Origin of the sequence: Opitutus sp., assembly GCA_024998815.1 — a bacterium.
Classification (GTDB): domain Bacteria; phylum Verrucomicrobiota; class Verrucomicrobiia; order Opitutales; family Opitutaceae; genus Rariglobus.
In genome coordinates, this window is the sequence record JACEUQ010000001.1 from 628,524 (window position 1) to 646,275 (window position 17,752).

A 17,752-nucleotide genomic window follows, 5' to 3' on the forward strand; every position below is an offset into this window, starting at 1 on the left:
TAGACGGAATCGGAAGCTAAACCGAGTAGTCGGAGTCCGAGCCTATTCGCTACCCGCTAGTCACTACGCGCTACTTCTTCTTTTTCTTTGCCTTGGGGGCGGCTTTGGCCGGCTTGGCCTTGGCAGCGGGTTTCATTTTGAGTGCGGCGCCGATGAAGGCGGCGAAGAGCGGGTGAGCCTTGTTGGGCTTGGACTGGAACTCAGGGTGGAACTGCACCGCGACGAACCACGGGTGATCCTTGAGTTCGACGATCTCGACCAGATTGCGGCGCGGGTTTATGCCGCTGATGATCATGCCGCCGCGCTGGAGTTGGCCGACGTAGGCGTTGTTAACCTCAAAGCGGTGACGGTGACGCTCGCGCACGTGGGTGGCTTTGTAGGCCTTGGCGGCGTGGGAACCGGGGGTGAGCGCACACTCGTAGCTGCCCAGTCGCATCGTCGCACCCTTATCGATGACGTTTTTTTGTTCCTCCATGATGTTGATCACCGGATGGGGCGCGTTGGCGTCGAACTCGGTGGAGTTGGCCCCCTTCAACTTGAGGACATTGCGGCAGTATTCGATGACCGCGATTTGCAGGCCGAGGCAGAGACCGTAGTAGGGAATCTTGTTTTCGCGGGCGTATTTAGCCGCCGCGATTTTGCCCTCGGTGCCACGGTCGCCGAAGCCGCCCGGGACGAGAATGCCGTCGAGCCCCTTGAGAATGTTAAGCCCGTTTTTCTTTTCCAGGTCCTCGGCGTCAATGCGCACGATGTTAACGCGGGTGTTGTTGGCGATGCCGGCGTGGGTGATGGACTCGTAAACAGATTTGTAGGCGTCCTGGAGCTCGATGTATTTGCCGACTACGCCGATCTTAACCTCGTGGGCGGGGGTTTTGATGCGGCGCACGATCTCGGTCCAGATGTTCTTCTCGGGGGCGGGATTTTTGAGCCCGAATAGGTCAACCACCAGATCGTCCATGCGCTCTTTTTGCAGCGCGAGGGGCAGTTCGTAGATCGAGTCCACATCGCCGCACTCGATCACGGCCTTGACTGGTACGTTGCAGAACATGGAAATTTTGTCGCGCAGGCCGGCCTCAAGCGGGTGGTCGCAACGGCAGACGAGGATGTCGGGTTGGATGCCGATTTCGCGCAGCTTGGCGACGGACTGCTGGGTGGGCTTAGTCTTAAGTTCCCCTGCCGCCTTGAGGTAAGGCACGAGGGTAACGTGGATAAAAATGCAGTCGTCCGGCCCGATTTCGAGGGCGAACTGGCGCATCGCTTCGAGAAACGGGAGCCCCTCGATGTCGCCCGTGGTCCCACCGATCTCAGTGATGAGGATGTCGACATCCTTGCCGCCGGCGTAGATGCGCTCTTTAATCTCGTTGGTGACGTGCGGGATGACCTGCACGGTCTTGCCCAAGTAAACGCCGCGACGCTCCTTGGAAATGACGCTCTCATAGACCTGACCTGAGCTCAGGGAGTTGAGTTTGGAGAGTTTACCGCTGGTGAAGCGCTCATAGTGGCCGAGGTCGAGATCGGTCTCGGCACCGTCCTCCAGCACATAGACTTCACCGTGCTGAAACGGGCTCATGGTGCCCGGATCGACGTTAAGGTAAGGGTCGAACTTCTGGATACGCACGGTTAGACCGCGCAGCTCCAAAAGCGCACCGAGTGCGGCAGCCGTGAGGCCTTTGCCCAACGACGAGACCACTCCGCCCGTCACGAAGATGTATTTCATCGGTGAGAAATAGGCGGCGCCGGGAAAGCCTGACAAGCAAAAGCTCACTCCATGTTGAACACAGGCCGCATCTTGGTTTTGGGATACCCCTGGTTGTAGCGGCTGTTAGGCGTGGATACCGTCGGGTAAACACCCTGAGCCCAGCTCAAGGCTTCAGGGAGTAATTTCACAAAGAGTCTGTTCGCAAAGCGTGTGGCCTTGAGCGTGAGCTCAAGGATTTCGTAAACCTCACCTTGAACGCTAATGAGTATTACCAAGGCTCTTCGCCGCCATTGACTCGTAAGCCAGTACGGCAAGCGCCGCAGTCGCCGCCGTATCACAGCGCAGCACCAGCGGGCCGAGTGTTACTGGGATAAACCCTGCCGCCAGCGCGTCCTTTACTTCCGTCGCAGAAAAATCCCCCTCAGGGCCGACCAACCACACGGCCGATTCAGGCGTTTGTAAGTGCTTATCTTTAAACCCAGCCAGTGCGGCCTTCAGCGACTGCGCGCCCGGATGCAGGCTGGCGATCAACTTGAATTGAGCCGTCCGCACGGTGCTACTGGAGAGGAATTCACCCAGCGATTGTACTCCGGTGATCTCCGGCAAAAACGGATTCCCGCACTGCTTGGCGGCCTCAAGGGCACCGATGCGCCATTTTTCAACCTTCTTGTCGGAGCGCTCGCCGTCGAGGTGGACCTGCGTGCGTTCTGTGGTCAGCGGCACGATGCGGGCTGCCCCCAGTTCGGTGGCGTGGCGAATAATGTCCTCCATGACCCCGCCCTTGGGCAGCGACTGGGCGAGTGTGATAGCACAGGGCAGGGGAGTGCGGGTGTGCGTAGCCGTGACGCGCAGGCTGACGCCGGACTTGCGGGCGTCGGTGAGTTCGCACGTCCACTCGGTGCCGTAACCGTCGAAGGCGATGACGGTATCGCCCGTGCGGGCACGGTTAACGGTGACCAAGTGATGCGATTCGCCCGCAGGCAGAATGATGGTGCCGTGGACGGACGCAGGAGCGAAAACACGGAAGTCGGACATGGCCGCGAGTGGATCGTTAGAGTTTTCCATTTACAAGCCCGAGGGTATTCCTAAGTTGCTGCCTCCTTCACGTCCTGCCCGGATGGCGAAATTGGTATACGCAGCAGACTCAAAATCTGCCGCCCTCTAAAGGCTTGTCGGTTCGAGTCCGACTCCGGGCACCATTTTTATAAGTGGCCGTTTACGAAGGGGAGCGTGAGAACGAGTGGAGCCGAAACAGGCCGACTCCTAACACCATTGCCAACGAGTACGGCACGGTTCGCGTCTTTGTTTAATGCGATTTCCGTCCTCTGCCGATCCTGTTCACGGTGCTCTGGTCGTTCGAATTGATTACACGGATGCGGGCAATTGGGGCTTCTGGTAACAAAGAGCGCAGCCCAATCCTCTTCAACTCGCGTCTGCCCACCCGCGTGTGTCTGGCTTTCTTTTGTATTCGAGGTTTGGGTATGAAGCGGGCGGATTTGAGTCTTTTGGCGCTCCCGCGCTTCGCTGCTTGAGGCTTGGTTTGCTCGGGTAGCAGAGGAGGAATTCATGCGCTGGAGGGGTATTGTGAATTGGTTGAAAAAACCGCTTGCGTCCAACTCGTGCGTCAGGCTTTCTGCACCTTCTTCAGTTCGGGTTGTAGCGTAGCCTGGTAGCGCGCTTGCATGGGGTGCAAGAGGTCGTGAGTTCGAATCTCACCAGCCCGACCATTTTCCCCGCCGCTTATGCGGTTAGATTCAGGGAAATAGCCAGAGGACATAGTGCGCAGCATAGTCCCGGCATTAACCCTCACGTTTACTGCGAGTTGTGGCTGCAGTTACAACCATTGCGCCCCGGGAATTACGTCCGACGGCTGGCACGTCACGCCTAGATTAGCGCGGGCGGTTTGTATGCCGTTGAGGGTCGAAAGGGTCGCGTCCGATTCAGACCTCAGTCGTTGGAAAACTTCTTTTTGCCGCCCCACTTGCGGTCGTCGGCGATTTCCAGGTGTTTGGTCTCAAGCTGCACCCCCGCCACCGCCGGGTGCTGGCGGAGCTCTTGGAACTTGGCCGGGGTCAGCTTCCAGCCAAGCGCCCCGCTCACCTCTGAAAACGCCGTTATGCGGTCCTCAAATACAAAACCGAGGCTCGTTTTGGTTTCGCCAGCCGCCTTGTCGAGCGTCGTTCGCAACGTATGCAGGAACTCGTTTAACTGCGGGTGGTGCGGGTGCAGCAGCCAGATTACGCGCCTCACGTTGGACATCACGTAGGCTTCCAGAGGCCGGCACTCCTTCACGTTGATACGTGGGCCTTCCTGGCCGACGATGATGTTGCCCAAAATCACCACCTGCGCGTTCTCGGCGAGGTTCATGGCAAACTTCGCCGTGGCGTCGGCAAACATGTTGAGCGGCATCGAGGCGCTGCGCGTCGACAGGGTGAACATGTACCAAGGCCGGTTGTCTTTTTTTGCCAGTCGTTTGACCAAGTTGCTTGAGAGGCCGCAGAGGCGGAACTCGACGCGGTCGCCTAGGTTGAGCAGGTCGCCCGGCGCGCAGGTGTCGAGCGCATCGGCCAAGCCGATGTAGGCGTTCATCGGGTGGCCGGTGACGTAGAAGCCGAGCAGCTCTTTCTCAAACTGGAGGCGCTCGGTGGCGGTGAAATCGTCCTCCTCCGCGCTCATCGACGTGAGCTTGGAGGTGGGCGCGGCGACGCGGGTTTTCTTCGGCGCGGGCTCCTCGGCGAGCATGTCGAAAAAGCCGCTCTGGCCGGAGGCGCGGTCGCGGGCGTTGGCGGCGGCGGTGGCCAGCGCGTTGTCGATGTTGTCGAAGAGCTTTTTGCGCGACGCTCCGGAAAAATCGAAGGCACCGGTTTTCACTAGGTGTTCGAGCACGCGCTTGTTGAGCGCCTTGGCGTCCACGCGGGTGACGAAGTCGTTGAAATCGACGAACGGACCGTTGCGTTCGCGCTCCTCGATGACCTTGAGCGCGGCGCCTTCGCCCACGCCTTTGATGCCGGCCATGCCGAAGCGGATTTTATCGCCGACGGGGGTAAACGCATCGCGCGATTCGTTCACGTCCGGGCCGAGCACGACCAGTCCCATGGCCTCGGCTTCGGCGACGAAGTGCGACACCTTTTCGGAGTTGCCCAGCTCGGCGGTGAGCACGGCGGCCATGAACTGCACCGGGTAGTTGGCCTTCAAAAAGGCGGTCTGGTAGGCGACGATGGCGTAGGCGGCCGAGTGCGATTTGTTGAAACCGTATTGGGCGAACTTGTTGAGCAGGTCGAAGATTTCGTTGGCTTTGACCTCGGAGATCTTGTGCAGGCGGCCGGCGCCTTCGACGAACTTGACGCGCTCCTTGGCCATGCCCTCGACGTCCTTTTTACCCATGGCGCGACGGAGCATGTCGGCGCCGCCGAGGGTGTAGCCGCCGATCACCCGGGCGCACTCCATCACTTGCTCCTGGTAGACGATAATGCCGTAGGTTTCCTTCAGCACTGGCTCCAACAGCGCGTGCGGATAAACAATGGTGGAGGGGTCTTTTTTGCCGCGGGCGTAGTCGGGGATGAACGCCATCGGGCCGGGGCGGTAAAGCGCCGAGATCGCGTTGATGTCGTCAATGTTGGAAATACCCACCTGGCGCGACGCGTTTTGCATGCCGCCGGACTCCAGCTGGAACACGCCGACGGTTTTGCCGACGTTGAGCAGCTCGTAGGTTTTGGGGTCTTCGAGCGAAATGGTCTCGATGTCGAAGGTCGGGTTAACGGTGCGGCGGACGTTGTTCACCGCGTCGGAGATGACGGTGAGCGTCTTTAGGCCGAGGAAGTCCATTTTGAGCAGCCCGAGCTTGCCGACGGCGTTCATGTCGAACTGCACCGTGACGTCGCCTTCTTGCAAGGTGAGAGGCACGAAGTCGTCGAGCGGCTGGTCGGTGATGATGATGCCGGCGGCGTGTTTGCCGGTGTTGCGCACCATGCCTTCGAGCACGCGGGCCGAGGTCATAATCTTTTTGGCTACCGGGTTGCGCTCGACCTCGTTGCGCAGATCGATCGACTTGGTGAGGGCGTCCTCCAGCGAGATGCCGATTTCGTCGGGGATCATCGTGGTGAGGCGGGCGGCTTCGGCGTAGGGCAGGTTGTTTACGCGCGAGACGTCGCGGATGACCATCTTGGCGCCGAGCGTGCCGTAGGTGATGATGTTGGCCACGCAGTCGCGGCCGTATTTGTCGCGCACGTAGTTGATAACCTCTTCGCGGCGCCGCATGCAGAAATCGATGTCGAAGTCCGGCGGCGACACGCGCTCGGGATTGAGGAAGCGCTCGAAGAGCAGACCGAAGCGGATCGGGTCGACGTTGGTGATTTCCAAAAGGTATGCGACGAGGCAACCGGCGCCCGAACCACGGCCAGGGCCGACGGGGATGTTCTGGACCTTGGCCCAGGCGATGAAATCCCAGACGACGAGGAAGTAGTCGACGAAGCCGGTGACGTTGATGATGGACAACTCGTAGCCGGTACGCAGGACCAAGAGCTCTTCGGGTGAGAGGCCGGAGTAGTCGGGCGGCTGAGGTTTTTGGCCGGGGGGCAGGTCGACGAGTTTGGCCAGACGCGGGGCAACGTTGGGGTGGACTGCGACGGTGTCGTAGTCGAAGTGGTAGCGTTTTTTTAGACCCTCGATGCAGAGCTGGTGAACGTAACTGGCGGCCGTGTAGACGGACTTAATCTCGGGCGGCAGCGGGTAACGCGGGTAACGTTCGGAGCCTTTGGGGAACGGAATCGCGAGGTCGCACATGTCGGCGACGAGGCGGGTGTTGGTCAGCGAATCCGGGCGCTCGCCGAAAAGCTTAAACATCTCATCGGCGGTCTTCAGGTAGAACTGATCGCCGGAGAACTTCATGCGGCTCTCCTCCTCGATTTTGGCGCCGGTTTGGATGCACAACATGGCGTCGTGGGGCGCGGCGTGTTCGTGGCGCACGTAGTGAACGTCGTTGGTGCAAATCACCTTCAGGCCGAACTCCTCGCTCAGTTTGAGCAGATCAGGGATGATTTTGAGCTGTTCGGGAATGCCATGGTCCTGGATCTCGACGAAGAAATTTTCACGGCCGAAGATTTCGACGAAACGCCCGCAGGCGGCACGCGCCGCATCGTAGCGGTCGTGGAGTAGGTGCTGAGGGACGATGGCGGCCAGGCAGCCGGTGAAGCCGATCAGGCCGTCGGCGTATTTGGCGAGGGTTTCCAGGTCAGCGCGCGGCTTGTAATAAAAGCCCTTGAGGTGGGCGTCGGAGACGAGTTTGAGCAGGTTCTGGTAGCCGGTGAGGTTTTTGGCCAGCAACCCCATGTGGTAATAATTTTTACCATCCTCCGATTTGCCGGCTTTTTCGAGGCGCGAGGTTTCGACGATGTAGATCTCGCAACCGATCAGCGGTTTGATGCCCTTGTACTTGGCGGCGTTGTAGAACTCGATTGCGCCAAACATGTTGCCATGGTCGGTGAGAGCCATGGCGTTCATGCCCAGCTCGCTGGCGCGTTCCATCAACCGATCGATCCGGCAGGCCCCGTCGAGCAGGCTGTAGTCGGTATGAACGTGGAGGTGGACGAAGTCTGAGGCGGCGAACGACACAGCGTTTAGGCAACACGGGCGGGCGCGCCCTTCGCAAGCACGCGTTGGAGCTAAATTTTGGGGCTGAGCGGACTGCGCTGTTTACTTGGCGGGGGCGGTCTGTTCGTGGCGCTCGGGGCGGGCGTCGCGGTTCCAGCGGCGCACGTCGAAGAAGGTCACGTAAATGACCATCGAAAACAGTAGCACCATAAAAACGCTCTGGGCGGCGGCGATGAATTCGTGGGGCAGGGCGCGTCCGCGCAGCTTGCCAATCGTGGCGAAAAGCATGTGGCCGCCGTCGAGCACGGGGATCGGCAGCAGGTTAAACACCGCCAGGTTGATGTTCACCAGGATTGTGAACCAGAGCACGTAGCGGATATCCGACTGCGCGGCCATGTGGAAGACGCGCGCGATGCCGACCGGGCCGCTGAGCTTGGAAATACCCACGTCGGACTGCGGGTTAATCAGGCTGGCGAAGGTGTGGTAAGTCATGCCGAGAACGTCGCCGATTTGTTTGAACGGGTTCGGATACACCAGGCTCGTTTCGGTGGTAAAGCTGAGGCCGATTTCGGCCGCTTCCTTTGCGGAGGCCCTAGCGGGAATGAGCAGCGCGACGGTTGCGGTGCCGCGTTGAACGCTCGCGTTGACGGCACGGTCTGCGGAGCGCGAGAGGATTTCCGCGTAAGTCTGGATGTTGAAAATGGGCGTGCCCTCGAGGGCGACGAGGCGGTCGCCGGGCTTGAAGCCGGCGGTGGCGGCCAGGCCTGCGGGGGTGGTGGCGTGCACGATGAGTTGATAACCGGGGGCGATGCCCACGCGGCGATCCTTGTCGTTGCCAGCAATCACCGGATACACGCGAAGGTCGATTAACGTGCCGTCACGCTCGATGGTGAACGTGGCTTCGCGCCGGCCTTCTAGGGTGCGCCCGGCGCTGGTGAAAAGCACCTGCATGAGTTCCTGCCAGGTCTCGGTTTTACGGCCATCGATGGCGCGGACGATGTCTCCAATGCGCAGGCCGGCTTCGCTGGCGGGGCTTTTAACGCGCTGGCCTTCGGAGGTGGTGAGTTGATCGACTACGTAGCCGATGCGGGTGGTGGCCTGCTCGCTGCTGGTAGGTAGCCCGGTCGTCCAGATGATGCAGGCAAGGGCGAGGGCGAAGAGGATGTTAAAAAACGCGCCTGCGCCGAAGACGATCATGCGGGTGGCGTAGCCGGGAGCCGGGAGTTTTTGCAGGTCGGTGCGGGATTCGCCCTCGATGCTGCGCATGTCGGCGAGTTGGGGCAGGGCGACGTAGCCGCCCAGCGGGAGCCAGGACAGGCGGTATTCGACGCCGTCTTTGCCCTTCCACGAAAAAATCTTGGGGCCGAAGCCGATCGAGAAACGCTCGACGAGCACGCCGCGCCGACGGGCTGCGAGGAAGTGGCCGAGTTCGTGGACGAAGATCGATCCGCCAAAAAAGATCGCGATGAGGAGGATCGACCAGAGGTTGGAGGTGAGGGTGTTGAGGATATCCACGGGGAAATAGGGGATGCGGAGGGAGGCGGGCAGAGGGGGGGCGGTCAGAAGACAGATTTCAGCGGGCAGAGGTCGGACGAGGTCGGAAAGTGGGCGGAGGCGGAAAACGTTCAACGTCCAACATTCAACGTCCAACGCTCAAAGTTGAACGCATGATGTCGGCGCTCTTAGGACAATGCGCATTTCAGGGGGCTCACAGTTGCGATGCGGCGATGCGGCGGGCTTCGGCATCAACCGCTAAGACGGTGGCCAGATCGTCGGGCTCGCTGGAGGGGAGTTTCTCCAGGGTTTGGGCCACAACGCGGGGGATTCCCACAAATGGCAGGCGTGCGTCGAGGAAGGCGGCCACGGCCACTTCGTTGGCGGCGTTATAGATGGCGGGAGCGGTTCCGCCTGCATGCATGACTTCGCGGGCGATCCGCAGCATGGGGAAACGGCTTTCGTCGATGGGGCGGAACTCCAGCGAGAGCAGCCGACTGAAATCCAATGCGGTTTCAACGCCGGGCGCACGCTTCGGGTGGAGCAATGCGTGCTGAATGGGGAAGGTCATCGAGGGCGGGCAAAGTTGGGCGATCATCGAGCCGTCGTTAAACCCCACCAGAGCGTGCACGATGCTTTGCGGGTGGATGACGGCGTGGCATTGCTCAGGGCGCAGGCCGAAGAGCTGCTGGGCCTCGATCAGTTCGAGCCCCTTGTTGGCGAGCGTGGCTGAGTCGACCGTGATCTTCGGGCCCATCGACCAGTTGGGGTGTTTGAGCGCATCGGCCACGGTAGCGTGGGCCAGGCGCTCGGCGGGCCAGTCGCGAAACGCGCCGCCGCTGGCCGTTAGGGTGATGCGGGCGACATCAGCGGACGCGTGACCCTGAAGGCATTGAAAAACTGCGTTGTGTTCACTGTCGACGGGGAGCAGTTGGGCCCCGCTGGCGCGTGCGGCGGCCATGACAAACTTGCCTGCCAACACGAGGATTTCTTTGGACGCGAGGGCGAGGTCTTTGCCGGCGGCGAGGGCGGCGAGTGCCGGGGCCAGGCCGGTCGTCCCCACAACAGCAACCAGCACGGTGTCGGCTTCGGGCAGGCGGGCCAAATCAGTGAGTCCGGCCAGACCACCGTGAAACTGGGTGCCGGGGGCAAACGCTCCGGAGTTACGTGCGGCGGCGAGCGCGGTGTCGTCGAACAGGCCGACGTGGGGCACGCGGAATTGTTGGGCGATGGCGGCGAGTTTCTCCCACTGGCCACGCGCGGCGATTGCAACCAATTCCAGTTTGTCCGGATGGGCCGCGATGACGCGCAGGGTGTTTTCACCGATCGAGCCGGTGGCACCGAGCAGGACAACGCGTTTGCGGGGTGGATTCATTTGGGGCGGGAAATGCGGGATCTTTCTCGTTCTTCTTAATCGTTCTCTTTCGTCACGAGCAGGGGGGCGTTCAGCTCAGGTGGAGAAAGATTAAGATAAAGAGGAACGAGAACGAGTCGGAGTTACAGCAGGCAGAAGATCAGGTAGCCGGCGGGCGCGGTCAGGATCAGGCTGTCCGATAAATCGAACATGCCGCCGATGCCCGGAATGGTGGTGCCGGAGTCCTTGGTGTTGGCACGGCGTTTGATAACTGACTCCACGAGGTCCGAGATGATGCCGAGGCCTGCAACGGGTAACGCGATGGCCGCCGCTACCCACGGCGTGAGTGTGGTCGGGTAATAACTGCCGAAGCCCCAGGCGATTCCGCCACCGAGCGCGGCCGAGGTTAGCAGGCCGCCGACCGCGCCTTCCCAGGTTTTCTTGGGGCTGATGACCGGCGCCATCTTGTGTTTACCCAGAGCCATGCCGGTGAGCAGTGCGCCCACATCGCAGAATTTGGATACAGCGATCAGCCACAGGACGAGTGCGAGACCGTTTTGCGCATGCGGGCCTTCAAGCAGCAGGATGCGCACAAGAAACTGCAGCATGAACGGCACGTAGATCAGGCCGAAGAGCGTCCAGCCGAGGGACTCTACGCGGTTCTCGGAGTTACGCTCGCCGACGATGCGGATGGCAAAAAGAATGGCGGCGAGCGCGAGGATGTTTTCCGGGGTGAACAGCGGGGCGTTCGCCGAGAGCAGGGGGGCGACGGTGATCAGTGCGCCCAAGATCAGGCCCAGCTTGGCGAAGGGCGCGTGGCCCATGCGGGTGACCATCTGGTAAAACTCGCGCTGCGTGAAGGCACTCACCAAGACGGCGAGCACGATGCCGCCGTTGGTCTGGAAAAAATACATGGCCCCAAGGACGATGAGCCAAAGGGTGAGGGTGCTGAAGATGCGTTTGGCCACGTTTGTTTGGGGGTTAGCGAGAGGCGTCGGGTTTGAGTTGTTCGCTGGTCTGGCCGAAGCGGCGCTCACGTTTGCCATAGGCCGCGACTGCGGCCTCCAAATCGGCGGGGCCAAAGTCAGGCCAGAGTACCGGAGTGAATACAAATTCGGCGTAGGCAGCCTGGAGCAGCATGAAGTTGCTGACGCGGTATTCGCCCGAGGTGCGGATGACTAAGTCGGGGTCGGGTAAATCGGCCGTGTAAAGGTGGCGGGCGAAGGTTTCCCAGGAGTTATCGTCAGCTTGTATAGTCCCGGCGGCGATAGCTGCGGAGTAGGCGCGGGCGGCGTCGACCACCTCGGTGCGCGAGCCGTAGTTAAGCGCGAGCACCAGCGTATAATCGGTGAAGTGGGCCGTGGCGGCGATGGTGGCGTCGAGTTGCCGCCGCACCGCTTCGGGTAGTTGGTCGGTGCGGCCGATGGTGCGCAGGCGGATTTGATCGCGCACCAGCGTGGTCAATTCTCGTTTCAGGAAAAACTCAAGCAGGCCCATAAGCGCGCCCACCTCGGATGCCGGGCGTTTCCAGTTTTCGACGGAGAAGGCGTAAAGGGTCAGGTAACGCACGCCGAGCGCCTTGGTGGCGTCGATCATGGTGCGCACGGTTTCTACTCCGCGCCGATGGCCCTCGATGCGTGGCAGGCCGCGTTGTTTGGCCCAACGCCCGTTGCCATCCATGATAATGGCGACGTGGTGAGGGATGGGGCCGGGCGTGTTGGGCATGGGCAAAGGGGCGAGTTAGGTTGGGTCTGGGGGCTTTGACAAGCCGCCTTACAACGCGTTTTGCGATCAGGAGTGGCGGCCGGAAGGGTGAGTGGGCGGGGAGGTGTTCGGTTGTGGCCTTGAGCGTGAGCTCAAGGTCCAGGGCGGGGCCAGCGTTACAGGGCGGCGTTGGGCAGTGATCGGGACCTGTTTCGGGTTAAAACAGGCGCAAGAGCGAACGCGGCCCCACGTCGATGAACGCTCCGGTCGAGTCGCTCGCAGCGAGGGGAAGCGAGCGCTGCCATACCCCTTGGCGGTTAAACACCCCGATCGCCGCTTCTTCTCTCAATCGCAGGTAAAACTCGGCGGCGACAGAATCGTAAGCGAGCGAGCTCCGGTCCACGTTGCGATCAAGCGTAACGCAGCCGAGGCGTTTACCCGTAAGATCGTGGGTGGAAATCTGCGCCGGTTCATCGCTGGCGAGGATGAGAAGGCGGTCCTTTTTCTGGTCGTAGGCGACGCCGGCGGGCGGCCCGGCCAGTGTGTCCAAAGTCAGGGTACGCACGAACTGACCGTAAAGCGTGCTTTCAACCACGGCCGGCAGGGTGGGGTGGGCAAAAAAGAGGTGGCGGTCACTGGAGCGGATCGCCAAGTCGCCGCTGCCCTCGGGCAAACCGGCGACAGAGAAACTGCGTTTAATTTTGCGCGCCGGACGGTCGATGACGCGGATGAAGTTGCCGGGATAAACGCGCAGGAAGAGGTGGTCGGTAAACGGGTCGTAGGCGATGCCGTAAAGGGTGTTGGAGGCAGACAGAAAAGTGGGGACGGGCACCGCGGGGTGAGCGGGTAGTAGGTCCATCACCGGATTTTCGGCCCGACTGGCAACGTAGGTGTGGTTAGGGCCGGGCGTGGCGCAACCGGCTAAACCGAGGACGACGAGCCCGAGTCCGATTTGCCAGGTGCGGCTGATTCGCGTTGTCAACGCGAGGGCGGAGGGCGTGAGTCGATGCATGGGCATCGCATTCATAAGTGGTACGAGCATCGTAAATTCGCCGCTGTTCGCGGCTTGGGAGGTGCGCCGCGTCGAGACAAAATACGGAGTGGTCACGTTTAAAACCGATGGCGCGAGGGTTTTACTCAACCGCCATGGTTTCGGGGTTCCGCTGCCACCGCACGCCATCAACCATCGAGCGCATTTTCGCGCCATCGCAGACCTCGGTTGCCGAGATGTGGTTGCGCTCAACTCGGTGGGCTCGCTGCGTGCGGATTTGCCCCCGGGTTCGCTGGTGTCGTGTTCCGATTACGTGGCGCTGCAGCAGGGGCCGGCGACCTATTTTGACGACGAGCTCAAGGGCGGCGCGCCCGGCATCGCCAACAACTTGGTCCCCCTGCTAGTGGCGGAACTTGCCCCTGAGTTTCTGATTCAGACCGGCCAGGTGTATGTGCAGATGCGTGGGCCGCGGTTCGAGACGCAGGCCGAGATCCGCGTAATTCGCCAGTGGGGCGACGTGGTGGGTATGACCCTCGCCCACGAGGCCGATCTGTGCACCGAACTGGGGCTCAACTACAACTCGCTCGCCATCGTGGACAACTACGCGAACGGCCTAGTGGAGGGGGCTTCTATCGACTTCGCGCGCTTCAAGGACCTGGTGCGCGACAATCAGGCCCGGGTGAATGCCTTGTTTGCCAAGCTGCTGACGGTGTTGCGCTGAGGAATCGCTCCCTTGTTTTTATCGGGCAAAAGTAGCGCAGACTGGAAGTCTTCATCGGCCGGATTCAATCCCTCCAAGCAGACCGAAAGTCTCCGCTACTTTTTCTGCCCTTCACCTGTTTTCCATTCCGACACGACCACGGCCAGGATCAGCAGCGCGAGACTGATCAGCAGCCGAGGAATACTGGCTGGTTGATCGCCAAAAAAGATCAGCGAACAGGCAACTCCGAGGGGAACCTTGGCGTTGTTAAATACCGCCAGGGTGCCGGTGTTGACCCGTGTCGCCCCGTAATTCCATAGGAAAAAACCCACGCCCGACGCCAGCATTCCGAGGTAGGCGAGCACGCCCCATTGGCTCGCGGTCGGCTGAAACGCGCTCCAATCCGTCATGAAGCCGGAGGTTAGCGCGGTTGCCACCAACGCACCGGCGCAGGGCCAGAAAAAGATGCCAGCGTCGCTCACGCCGGCCGGCAGGGTGGGGCGGATGCGTTTATAGGCGATCTGGCCTGCTGCGAAGCAGAGGTTGGCGCCCTGCACGATCAGGAAGCCGGTGATGATGGTGTCACTGGTGCGGTTTTTCCAAAGCAGCACCGCTGCGCCGAGCACCGCCAGCGCAGCCGCGATAAGGTGCCGCCAGCGGGTGCGGTTTTCCACCGCAGCATCGAGCAGAGCCACATATACGGGCGTGAGGATCGTGGCCAACGCGACCTCATGCGCCTTCAAGTACCCGAATGCCGTGGTGTAGAGCACGTACATGAGGCCAAACTGAAAAACGCCGATCAGCGCCAGGGTGACCACGTCGCGCCGGGGCAGCGCCCTCGGCCGTAGAAAGGGGAGAAAAACCAGGGCCGCGAAGGCAATCCTGATGGTGCTCACCGCCACCGGATCAAGCCCCGCCAAGCGGCCCTTGATCAGGCCAAACGAAAACGCCCACAGTAGCGAAACACTCAGTAGCGGGAGCATGGAAAGGGGGCGGTTTTCAGCTGATCAACCGTTGCGCACTGCGGCGGCGGATTCGATGGCGGCCTGCACCTCGGTGATTGAGCGAAGTTGGTCTGCGGGAAACAGGCTGTTTATCCGGGTAATCACCTGTTGGATGACGCCGTCGGGGCACGATGCGCCCCCGGTAATCAGGATGCGTCTCGGCACCGGACTTACGCCTTCCGGCCAGAGTGCTTTAACCTCGCTGTGCCCGCCTTGCGCCGGGCCGGATGCAGGGAAAACAAAATGATCCACTTCAGCCAGCGAGAGGATGTCCGTTTCGCTTTGGATGAAGAACGCTTTGTCACCGAGTTTTTGCGCGCACAGGCGATACAGCTGGTAGGTGTTGGAGGAGTTTTTACCGCCGATAATGAAGGCCGCGTCGAGGGGCTCTTCGAGGGCGCGAGCCAGGGCGTCTTGGTTGACCTGCGTGGCGTAGCACAGGGTGTCGTTGCGACCGCTGCCGCCGATACGGGCCGGTGCATCGGGCTGGTCCGGGCCGAAGACGTTGGCGTAGGTCGCGCGCAGGTGGGCGATGATCGCCTGCGTCTCGTTCATGAGCAGGGTCGTTTGGTTAACCACCGCAACGCGGTCCAGCTCGACGACCACGTTGAGGCCTGGCGTGTGACGCTCGGCAAAAACGGTCTCGAATTCCCGCTGCGCCTTCTCGGCGTCGTGGCGGCCGAGGGCGATGATTTCGCCCAGTCGGCGGGTCTCGGCGAGGTCGCGCACGATCACGGCGGGGGCGTAGCGGCGGGTATTGGAAAAGGTTGCCTTGGTTTCCTCGTGCTCGTGTTTGCCGTGGATCACCACAGTGTACCCAGCCCGACCATAGGCGCGGGCCGCCTTCCAGACTTTTTCCACCAGCATGCAGGTCGCGTCGTACTGGCACACCGCGAGGCCCTTGCGAACCAGGCGTTTTTTATCTTCATCGGTCGCGCCGAAGGCGGGGATAATCACCACGTCGTCAGGTGTCAGGGTATCCCAAAGCAGCGGCAGTCCGGGGGACGCGCTGGCCTTCTGGCCGTTAACCGCGAAGGGCACGCCTTTCTCGGTTTGTAGATAACGCAGGCCGCGGCGCAACAGGTCCTCGTTGACGAAGGGATTATGGATCAGTTCGGAGAGCATAAACACGCGCCGACCGGGATTGGCGGCGAGTGTTTCGTAGGCGCGGTCGATGGCGTTTTTAACCCCAAGACAAAAACCGAAATGACTCGGGATGAGGTAATGCACGGAGCCGAAATCGAGCGGGATCGGCGCTGCCGCAATGCCCTCGCGGCGCCGCGCAATGGCCTTGATGGCCGTGCACAACGCCGACTGGTACAGGGCGCTGGTGTGACCGTCTTGCGAATACAGCGTGAGGTTACGGTCCTTCTCCGGGCGGAACTTGTAGATGAAGTCGTGCTCGCCGAGCTGCAGGTACGGAATGTGAATCAAATGCGGCTCAAGTGCAGGCAGCAGAGCGGCGAGTAGCGGGAACAGGGTGGACGGCGCCGATGCCAGCCATTCCAGCGAACGAAAAACCGCCCCGCCCGACTCGGGAGCGGCGCTCGAAAAAACGCGCCCGCTCTCGGCTGAGTCAGCGGTTTGGGCGAAAAACACGCGGTGCTGCACCTCGCCGTGTGCGAGGAAAAAAAACTCCCGCGGCTCGGTGTGGCCAACGAAGGCGGAGGCGGGCGCCGGTTCCCAACCGGCCGCGCGCGCCTGGACCGCGAGGCGGTTGTTGGAGTCAAAAACGAGCGTGAGGGAAACGCTCACGGTCAGTCCTCTTGGTCTTCGGCGTCGACTTCGACCTCCGCTTCAGCTTCGTCGGCGAAGGAGTGGCCTGCGAAGCCGCCCTCAAATACGTTTTCTTCCTCCAAAAACGCCATGACCGCATCCGTCACAATTTTGCGGTCAGCCGGAATGATCCCGGAGTACTCGATAGCGATAAACTCGGTGAGCTCAGCCCGCGCTCGTGTGCGGTCGGTGATGCCTTTTAAGAAGTCTTCCGCCTGGCTGGCGATTTCGTCGATGATGGGCCTGAGATTCATAGCAAAAGTCGATAGGTGGTTTTGGTGGGGAGCTATCCAGAAAGAGAAAACTCCCCGGCGGCAAGACGGCGACCGTTGATCTGCAATTCCACGCGGTGGCGCCCCGGGTGGTGGCGCCTTGTGGAGAAGTCGCGGATCACCTGCCGTTTGCTCAAAGTGACGCTTTCACCGGCGGCCAAGGTGAGTTGTTTCCACTTAAACACCTTCTCGGCCGAGGCTCCACCGGGCCGGGCGTAATGAAGCACGTAGTCGACAATCAACGACTGCGTGCGCGCGTGGGTGGAAACGAGGCTGGCGGTTAATGTCAGTGTGCCACCGAGCTTTAGGCGGGCAGGGCCGACTTTGAAGTGGGCATCAAGTTTGGGCGTGGCACCGGCGCCCATTAAAGCCAGCGCCTTGGGATGGCCGCGTTTGATCAGGGTGCGCAGGGCGTGGCGAACGATCCAAGCGGTGCGCGCGTCGGTGCGATCCCAGTTGGTCACGAAATCCAGCACCAATTCAGGGTGGTTTTTGGTGATGTCGTTGAGGTGGTTGGCGACCGACTTGCGCACGTAGAGGCTGGGATCGGCGCGCAGCGCAGTGAGAATCGGCAGGGTGGGGGACGGATCGGCGATGAGCGCGGGCAGGTTTCCGCCCCACGGCAGGCGCGGACGCGAGCCCTCGCTGGCAAGGCGGCGTACGTGTTCATCGGCGTCACTGGCCCAGCGACGCATTACCGCAATCGTTGCCTCCGGCGCGAGGATGATGAAGGGGCGAATGGCGAACTCAGCCGAACCGAACCGAGTGAAAAATTTGAGGGCGTCGAGTGCCGTCGCCGGGTCGTTAATACCGTGGGTGGTGACGTGAGCGCAGGGCCAGATTGCGACGAAACCATGGCCGATCTGAGGTGCGTGGGTGCGCAGGACGACGAGTTGCTCGGCGAACGGAACGGGCAATGCGAGGTGGAAAGCCTCAGCGGTGCGGTGCAGGCGGGCGAGCAGTTCACGGTCGGAAAGGCCGTCTAGTGCGTGGGTCAAAAAACGGACGGAGTCGAAGCGCGGGTGCAGCGCGGCGAGTTGCGCGGCGGTTTGGCGGTACCGCCCGGCGTCGAACAGATCCTTGAGCGCGTCGGCCATCGGAGGGACGGAGTTTTTTTACCGCTAATGGCCGCTAATAGACGCTAATTCAGAACAAGCCGATTTCCGTAA

The 17,752-nt window shown here is 61.2% G+C and carries 13 protein-coding genes and 2 tRNA genes; 3 read left to right on the plus strand and 12 right to left on the minus strand.

Features of this window, described 5'->3' with window-relative positions; translation table 11 throughout:
• Nucleotides 1–70 precede the first annotated feature (70 nt).
• Both H2170_02695 and H2170_02700 read right to left on the minus strand, forming a co-directional pair.
• Nucleotides 71–1,717, minus strand: a complete 1,647-nt coding sequence (locus H2170_02695; protein MCS6298999.1) for a CTP synthase — start codon at nucleotides 1,715–1,717, stop codon at nucleotides 71–73.
• Nucleotides 1,718–1,957: 240 nt separating this feature from the next.
• Nucleotides 1,958–2,734: a 16S rRNA (uracil(1498)-N(3))-methyltransferase gene (locus H2170_02700; GenBank protein ID MCS6299000.1), complete on the minus strand. Its 777-nt coding sequence runs from the start codon at nucleotides 2,732–2,734 to the stop codon at nucleotides 1,958–1,960.
• A gap of 76 nt (nucleotides 2,735–2,810) precedes the next feature.
• Here H2170_02700 and H2170_02705 point away from each other — a divergent pair.
• Nucleotides 2,811–2,898, plus strand: a tRNA-Leu gene (locus H2170_02705).
• Nucleotides 2,899–3,349: 451 nt separating this feature from the next.
• A tRNA-Pro gene (locus H2170_02710) sits at nucleotides 3,350–3,426 on the plus strand.
• A 220-nt stretch (nucleotides 3,427–3,646) separates the two neighbouring features.
• On the opposite strand, the gene dnaE is transcribed toward H2170_02710, so the two are convergent.
• The 6 genes from dnaE to H2170_02740 form a co-directional block, all read right to left on the minus strand.
• Nucleotides 3,647–7,309 (minus strand): DNA polymerase III subunit alpha, encoded by a 3,663-nt coding sequence (gene dnaE, locus H2170_02715; protein MCS6299001.1) that lies wholly within the window; start codon nucleotides 7,307–7,309, stop codon nucleotides 3,647–3,649.
• An 81-nt stretch (nucleotides 7,310–7,390) separates the two neighbouring features.
• Nucleotides 7,391–8,797, minus strand: a complete 1,407-nt coding sequence (gene rseP / locus H2170_02720; protein ID MCS6299002.1) for an RIP metalloprotease RseP — start codon at nucleotides 8,795–8,797, stop codon at nucleotides 7,391–7,393.
• 199 nt (nucleotides 8,798–8,996) lie between these two features.
• Nucleotides 8,997–10,157: a 1-deoxy-D-xylulose-5-phosphate reductoisomerase gene (locus tag H2170_02725; GenBank protein ID MCS6299003.1), complete on the minus strand. Its 1,161-nt coding sequence runs from the start codon at nucleotides 10,155–10,157 to the stop codon at nucleotides 8,997–8,999.
• A gap of 122 nt (nucleotides 10,158–10,279) precedes the next feature.
• The gene (locus tag H2170_02730; GenBank protein ID MCS6299004.1) at nucleotides 10,280–11,104 is read right to left on the minus strand and encodes a phosphatidate cytidylyltransferase; all 825 of its coding nucleotides are present in this window, start codon (nucleotides 11,102–11,104) and stop codon (nucleotides 10,280–10,282) included.
• Between the two features lie 13 nt (nucleotides 11,105–11,117).
• Nucleotides 11,118–11,861, minus strand: a complete 744-nt coding sequence (locus tag H2170_02735) for an isoprenyl transferase (protein MCS6299005.1) — start codon at nucleotides 11,859–11,861, stop codon at nucleotides 11,118–11,120.
• Between the two features lie 196 nt (nucleotides 11,862–12,057).
• On the minus strand, nucleotides 12,058–12,852 hold the full coding sequence (locus H2170_02740; GenBank protein ID MCS6299006.1) for a hypothetical protein: 795 nt from the start codon (nucleotides 12,850–12,852) through the stop codon (nucleotides 12,058–12,060).
• On the opposite strand from H2170_02740, the gene H2170_02745 reads away from it, so the two are divergent.
• Nucleotides 12,851–13,552 carry an MTAP family purine nucleoside phosphorylase gene (locus tag H2170_02745; GenBank protein MCS6299007.1) on the plus strand — a complete coding sequence of 234 codons (702 nt, stop codon included), beginning with the start codon at nucleotides 12,851–12,853 and terminating at the stop codon, nucleotides 13,550–13,552. The two genes, H2170_02740 and H2170_02745, sit on opposite strands and share 2 nt — an antisense overlap.
• A 95-nt stretch (nucleotides 13,553–13,647) precedes the next feature.
• Here the strand turns inward: H2170_02745 and H2170_02750 are convergent, their stop codons facing one another.
• From H2170_02750 to H2170_02765, 4 genes are read right to left on the minus strand one after another with little or no spacing between them, the layout of a single operon-like run.
• Entirely contained in the window at nucleotides 13,648–14,514 is an 867-nt protein-coding gene (locus H2170_02750; protein MCS6299008.1) for an EamA family transporter, read from the minus strand.
• Nucleotides 14,515–14,538: 24 nt separating this feature from the next.
• Entirely contained in the window at nucleotides 14,539–16,290 is a 1,752-nt protein-coding gene (gene ispH / locus H2170_02755) for a 4-hydroxy-3-methylbut-2-enyl diphosphate reductase (protein MCS6299009.1), read from the minus strand.
• Between the two features lie 2 nt (nucleotides 16,291–16,292).
• Nucleotides 16,293–16,565 (minus strand): hypothetical protein, encoded by a 273-nt coding sequence (locus H2170_02760; GenBank protein ID MCS6299010.1) that lies wholly within the window; start codon nucleotides 16,563–16,565, stop codon nucleotides 16,293–16,295.
• Nucleotides 16,566–16,597: 32 nt separating this feature from the next.
• Nucleotides 16,598–17,680, minus strand: coding sequence for a DNA alkylation repair protein (locus tag H2170_02765; protein ID MCS6299011.1), 1,083 nt, complete (start codon nucleotides 17,678–17,680; stop codon nucleotides 16,598–16,600).
• Nucleotides 17,681–17,752 lie beyond the last annotated feature (72 nt).

What these genes read in the sequence shown, in the direction of transcription:
- H2170_02735 (MCS6299005.1), bottom strand. Translation starts at nt 11,861, where the DNA reads ATGCCCAACACGCCCGGCCCCATCCCTCACCACGTCGCCATTATCATG.
- H2170_02760 (MCS6299010.1), bottom strand. Translation starts at nt 16,565, where the DNA reads ATGAATCTCAGGCCCATCATCGACGAAATCGCCAGCCAGGCGGAAGAC.
- H2170_02700 (MCS6299000.1), bottom strand. Translation starts at nt 2,734, where the DNA reads ATGTCCGACTTCCGTGTTTTCGCTCCTGCGTCCGTCCACGGCACCATC.
- H2170_02765 (MCS6299011.1), bottom strand. Translation starts at nt 17,680, where the DNA reads ATGGCCGACGCGCTCAAGGATCTGTTCGACGCCGGGCGGTACCGCCAA.
- H2170_02725 (MCS6299003.1), bottom strand. Translation starts at nt 10,157, where the DNA reads ATGAATCCACCCCGCAAACGCGTTGTCCTGCTCGGTGCCACCGGCTCG.
- H2170_02740 (MCS6299006.1), bottom strand. Translation starts at nt 12,852, where the DNA reads ATGCATCGACTCACGCCCTCCGCCCTCGCGTTGACAACGCGAATCAGC.
- H2170_02695 (MCS6298999.1), bottom strand. Translation starts at nt 1,717, where the DNA reads ATGAAATACATCTTCGTGACGGGCGGAGTGGTCTCGTCGTTGGGCAAA.
- H2170_02745 (MCS6299007.1), top strand. Translation starts at nt 12,851, where the DNA reads ATGGGCATCGCATTCATAAGTGGTACGAGCATCGTAAATTCGCCGCTG.
- H2170_02750 (MCS6299008.1), bottom strand. Translation starts at nt 14,514, where the DNA reads ATGCTCCCGCTACTGAGTGTTTCGCTACTGTGGGCGTTTTCGTTTGGC.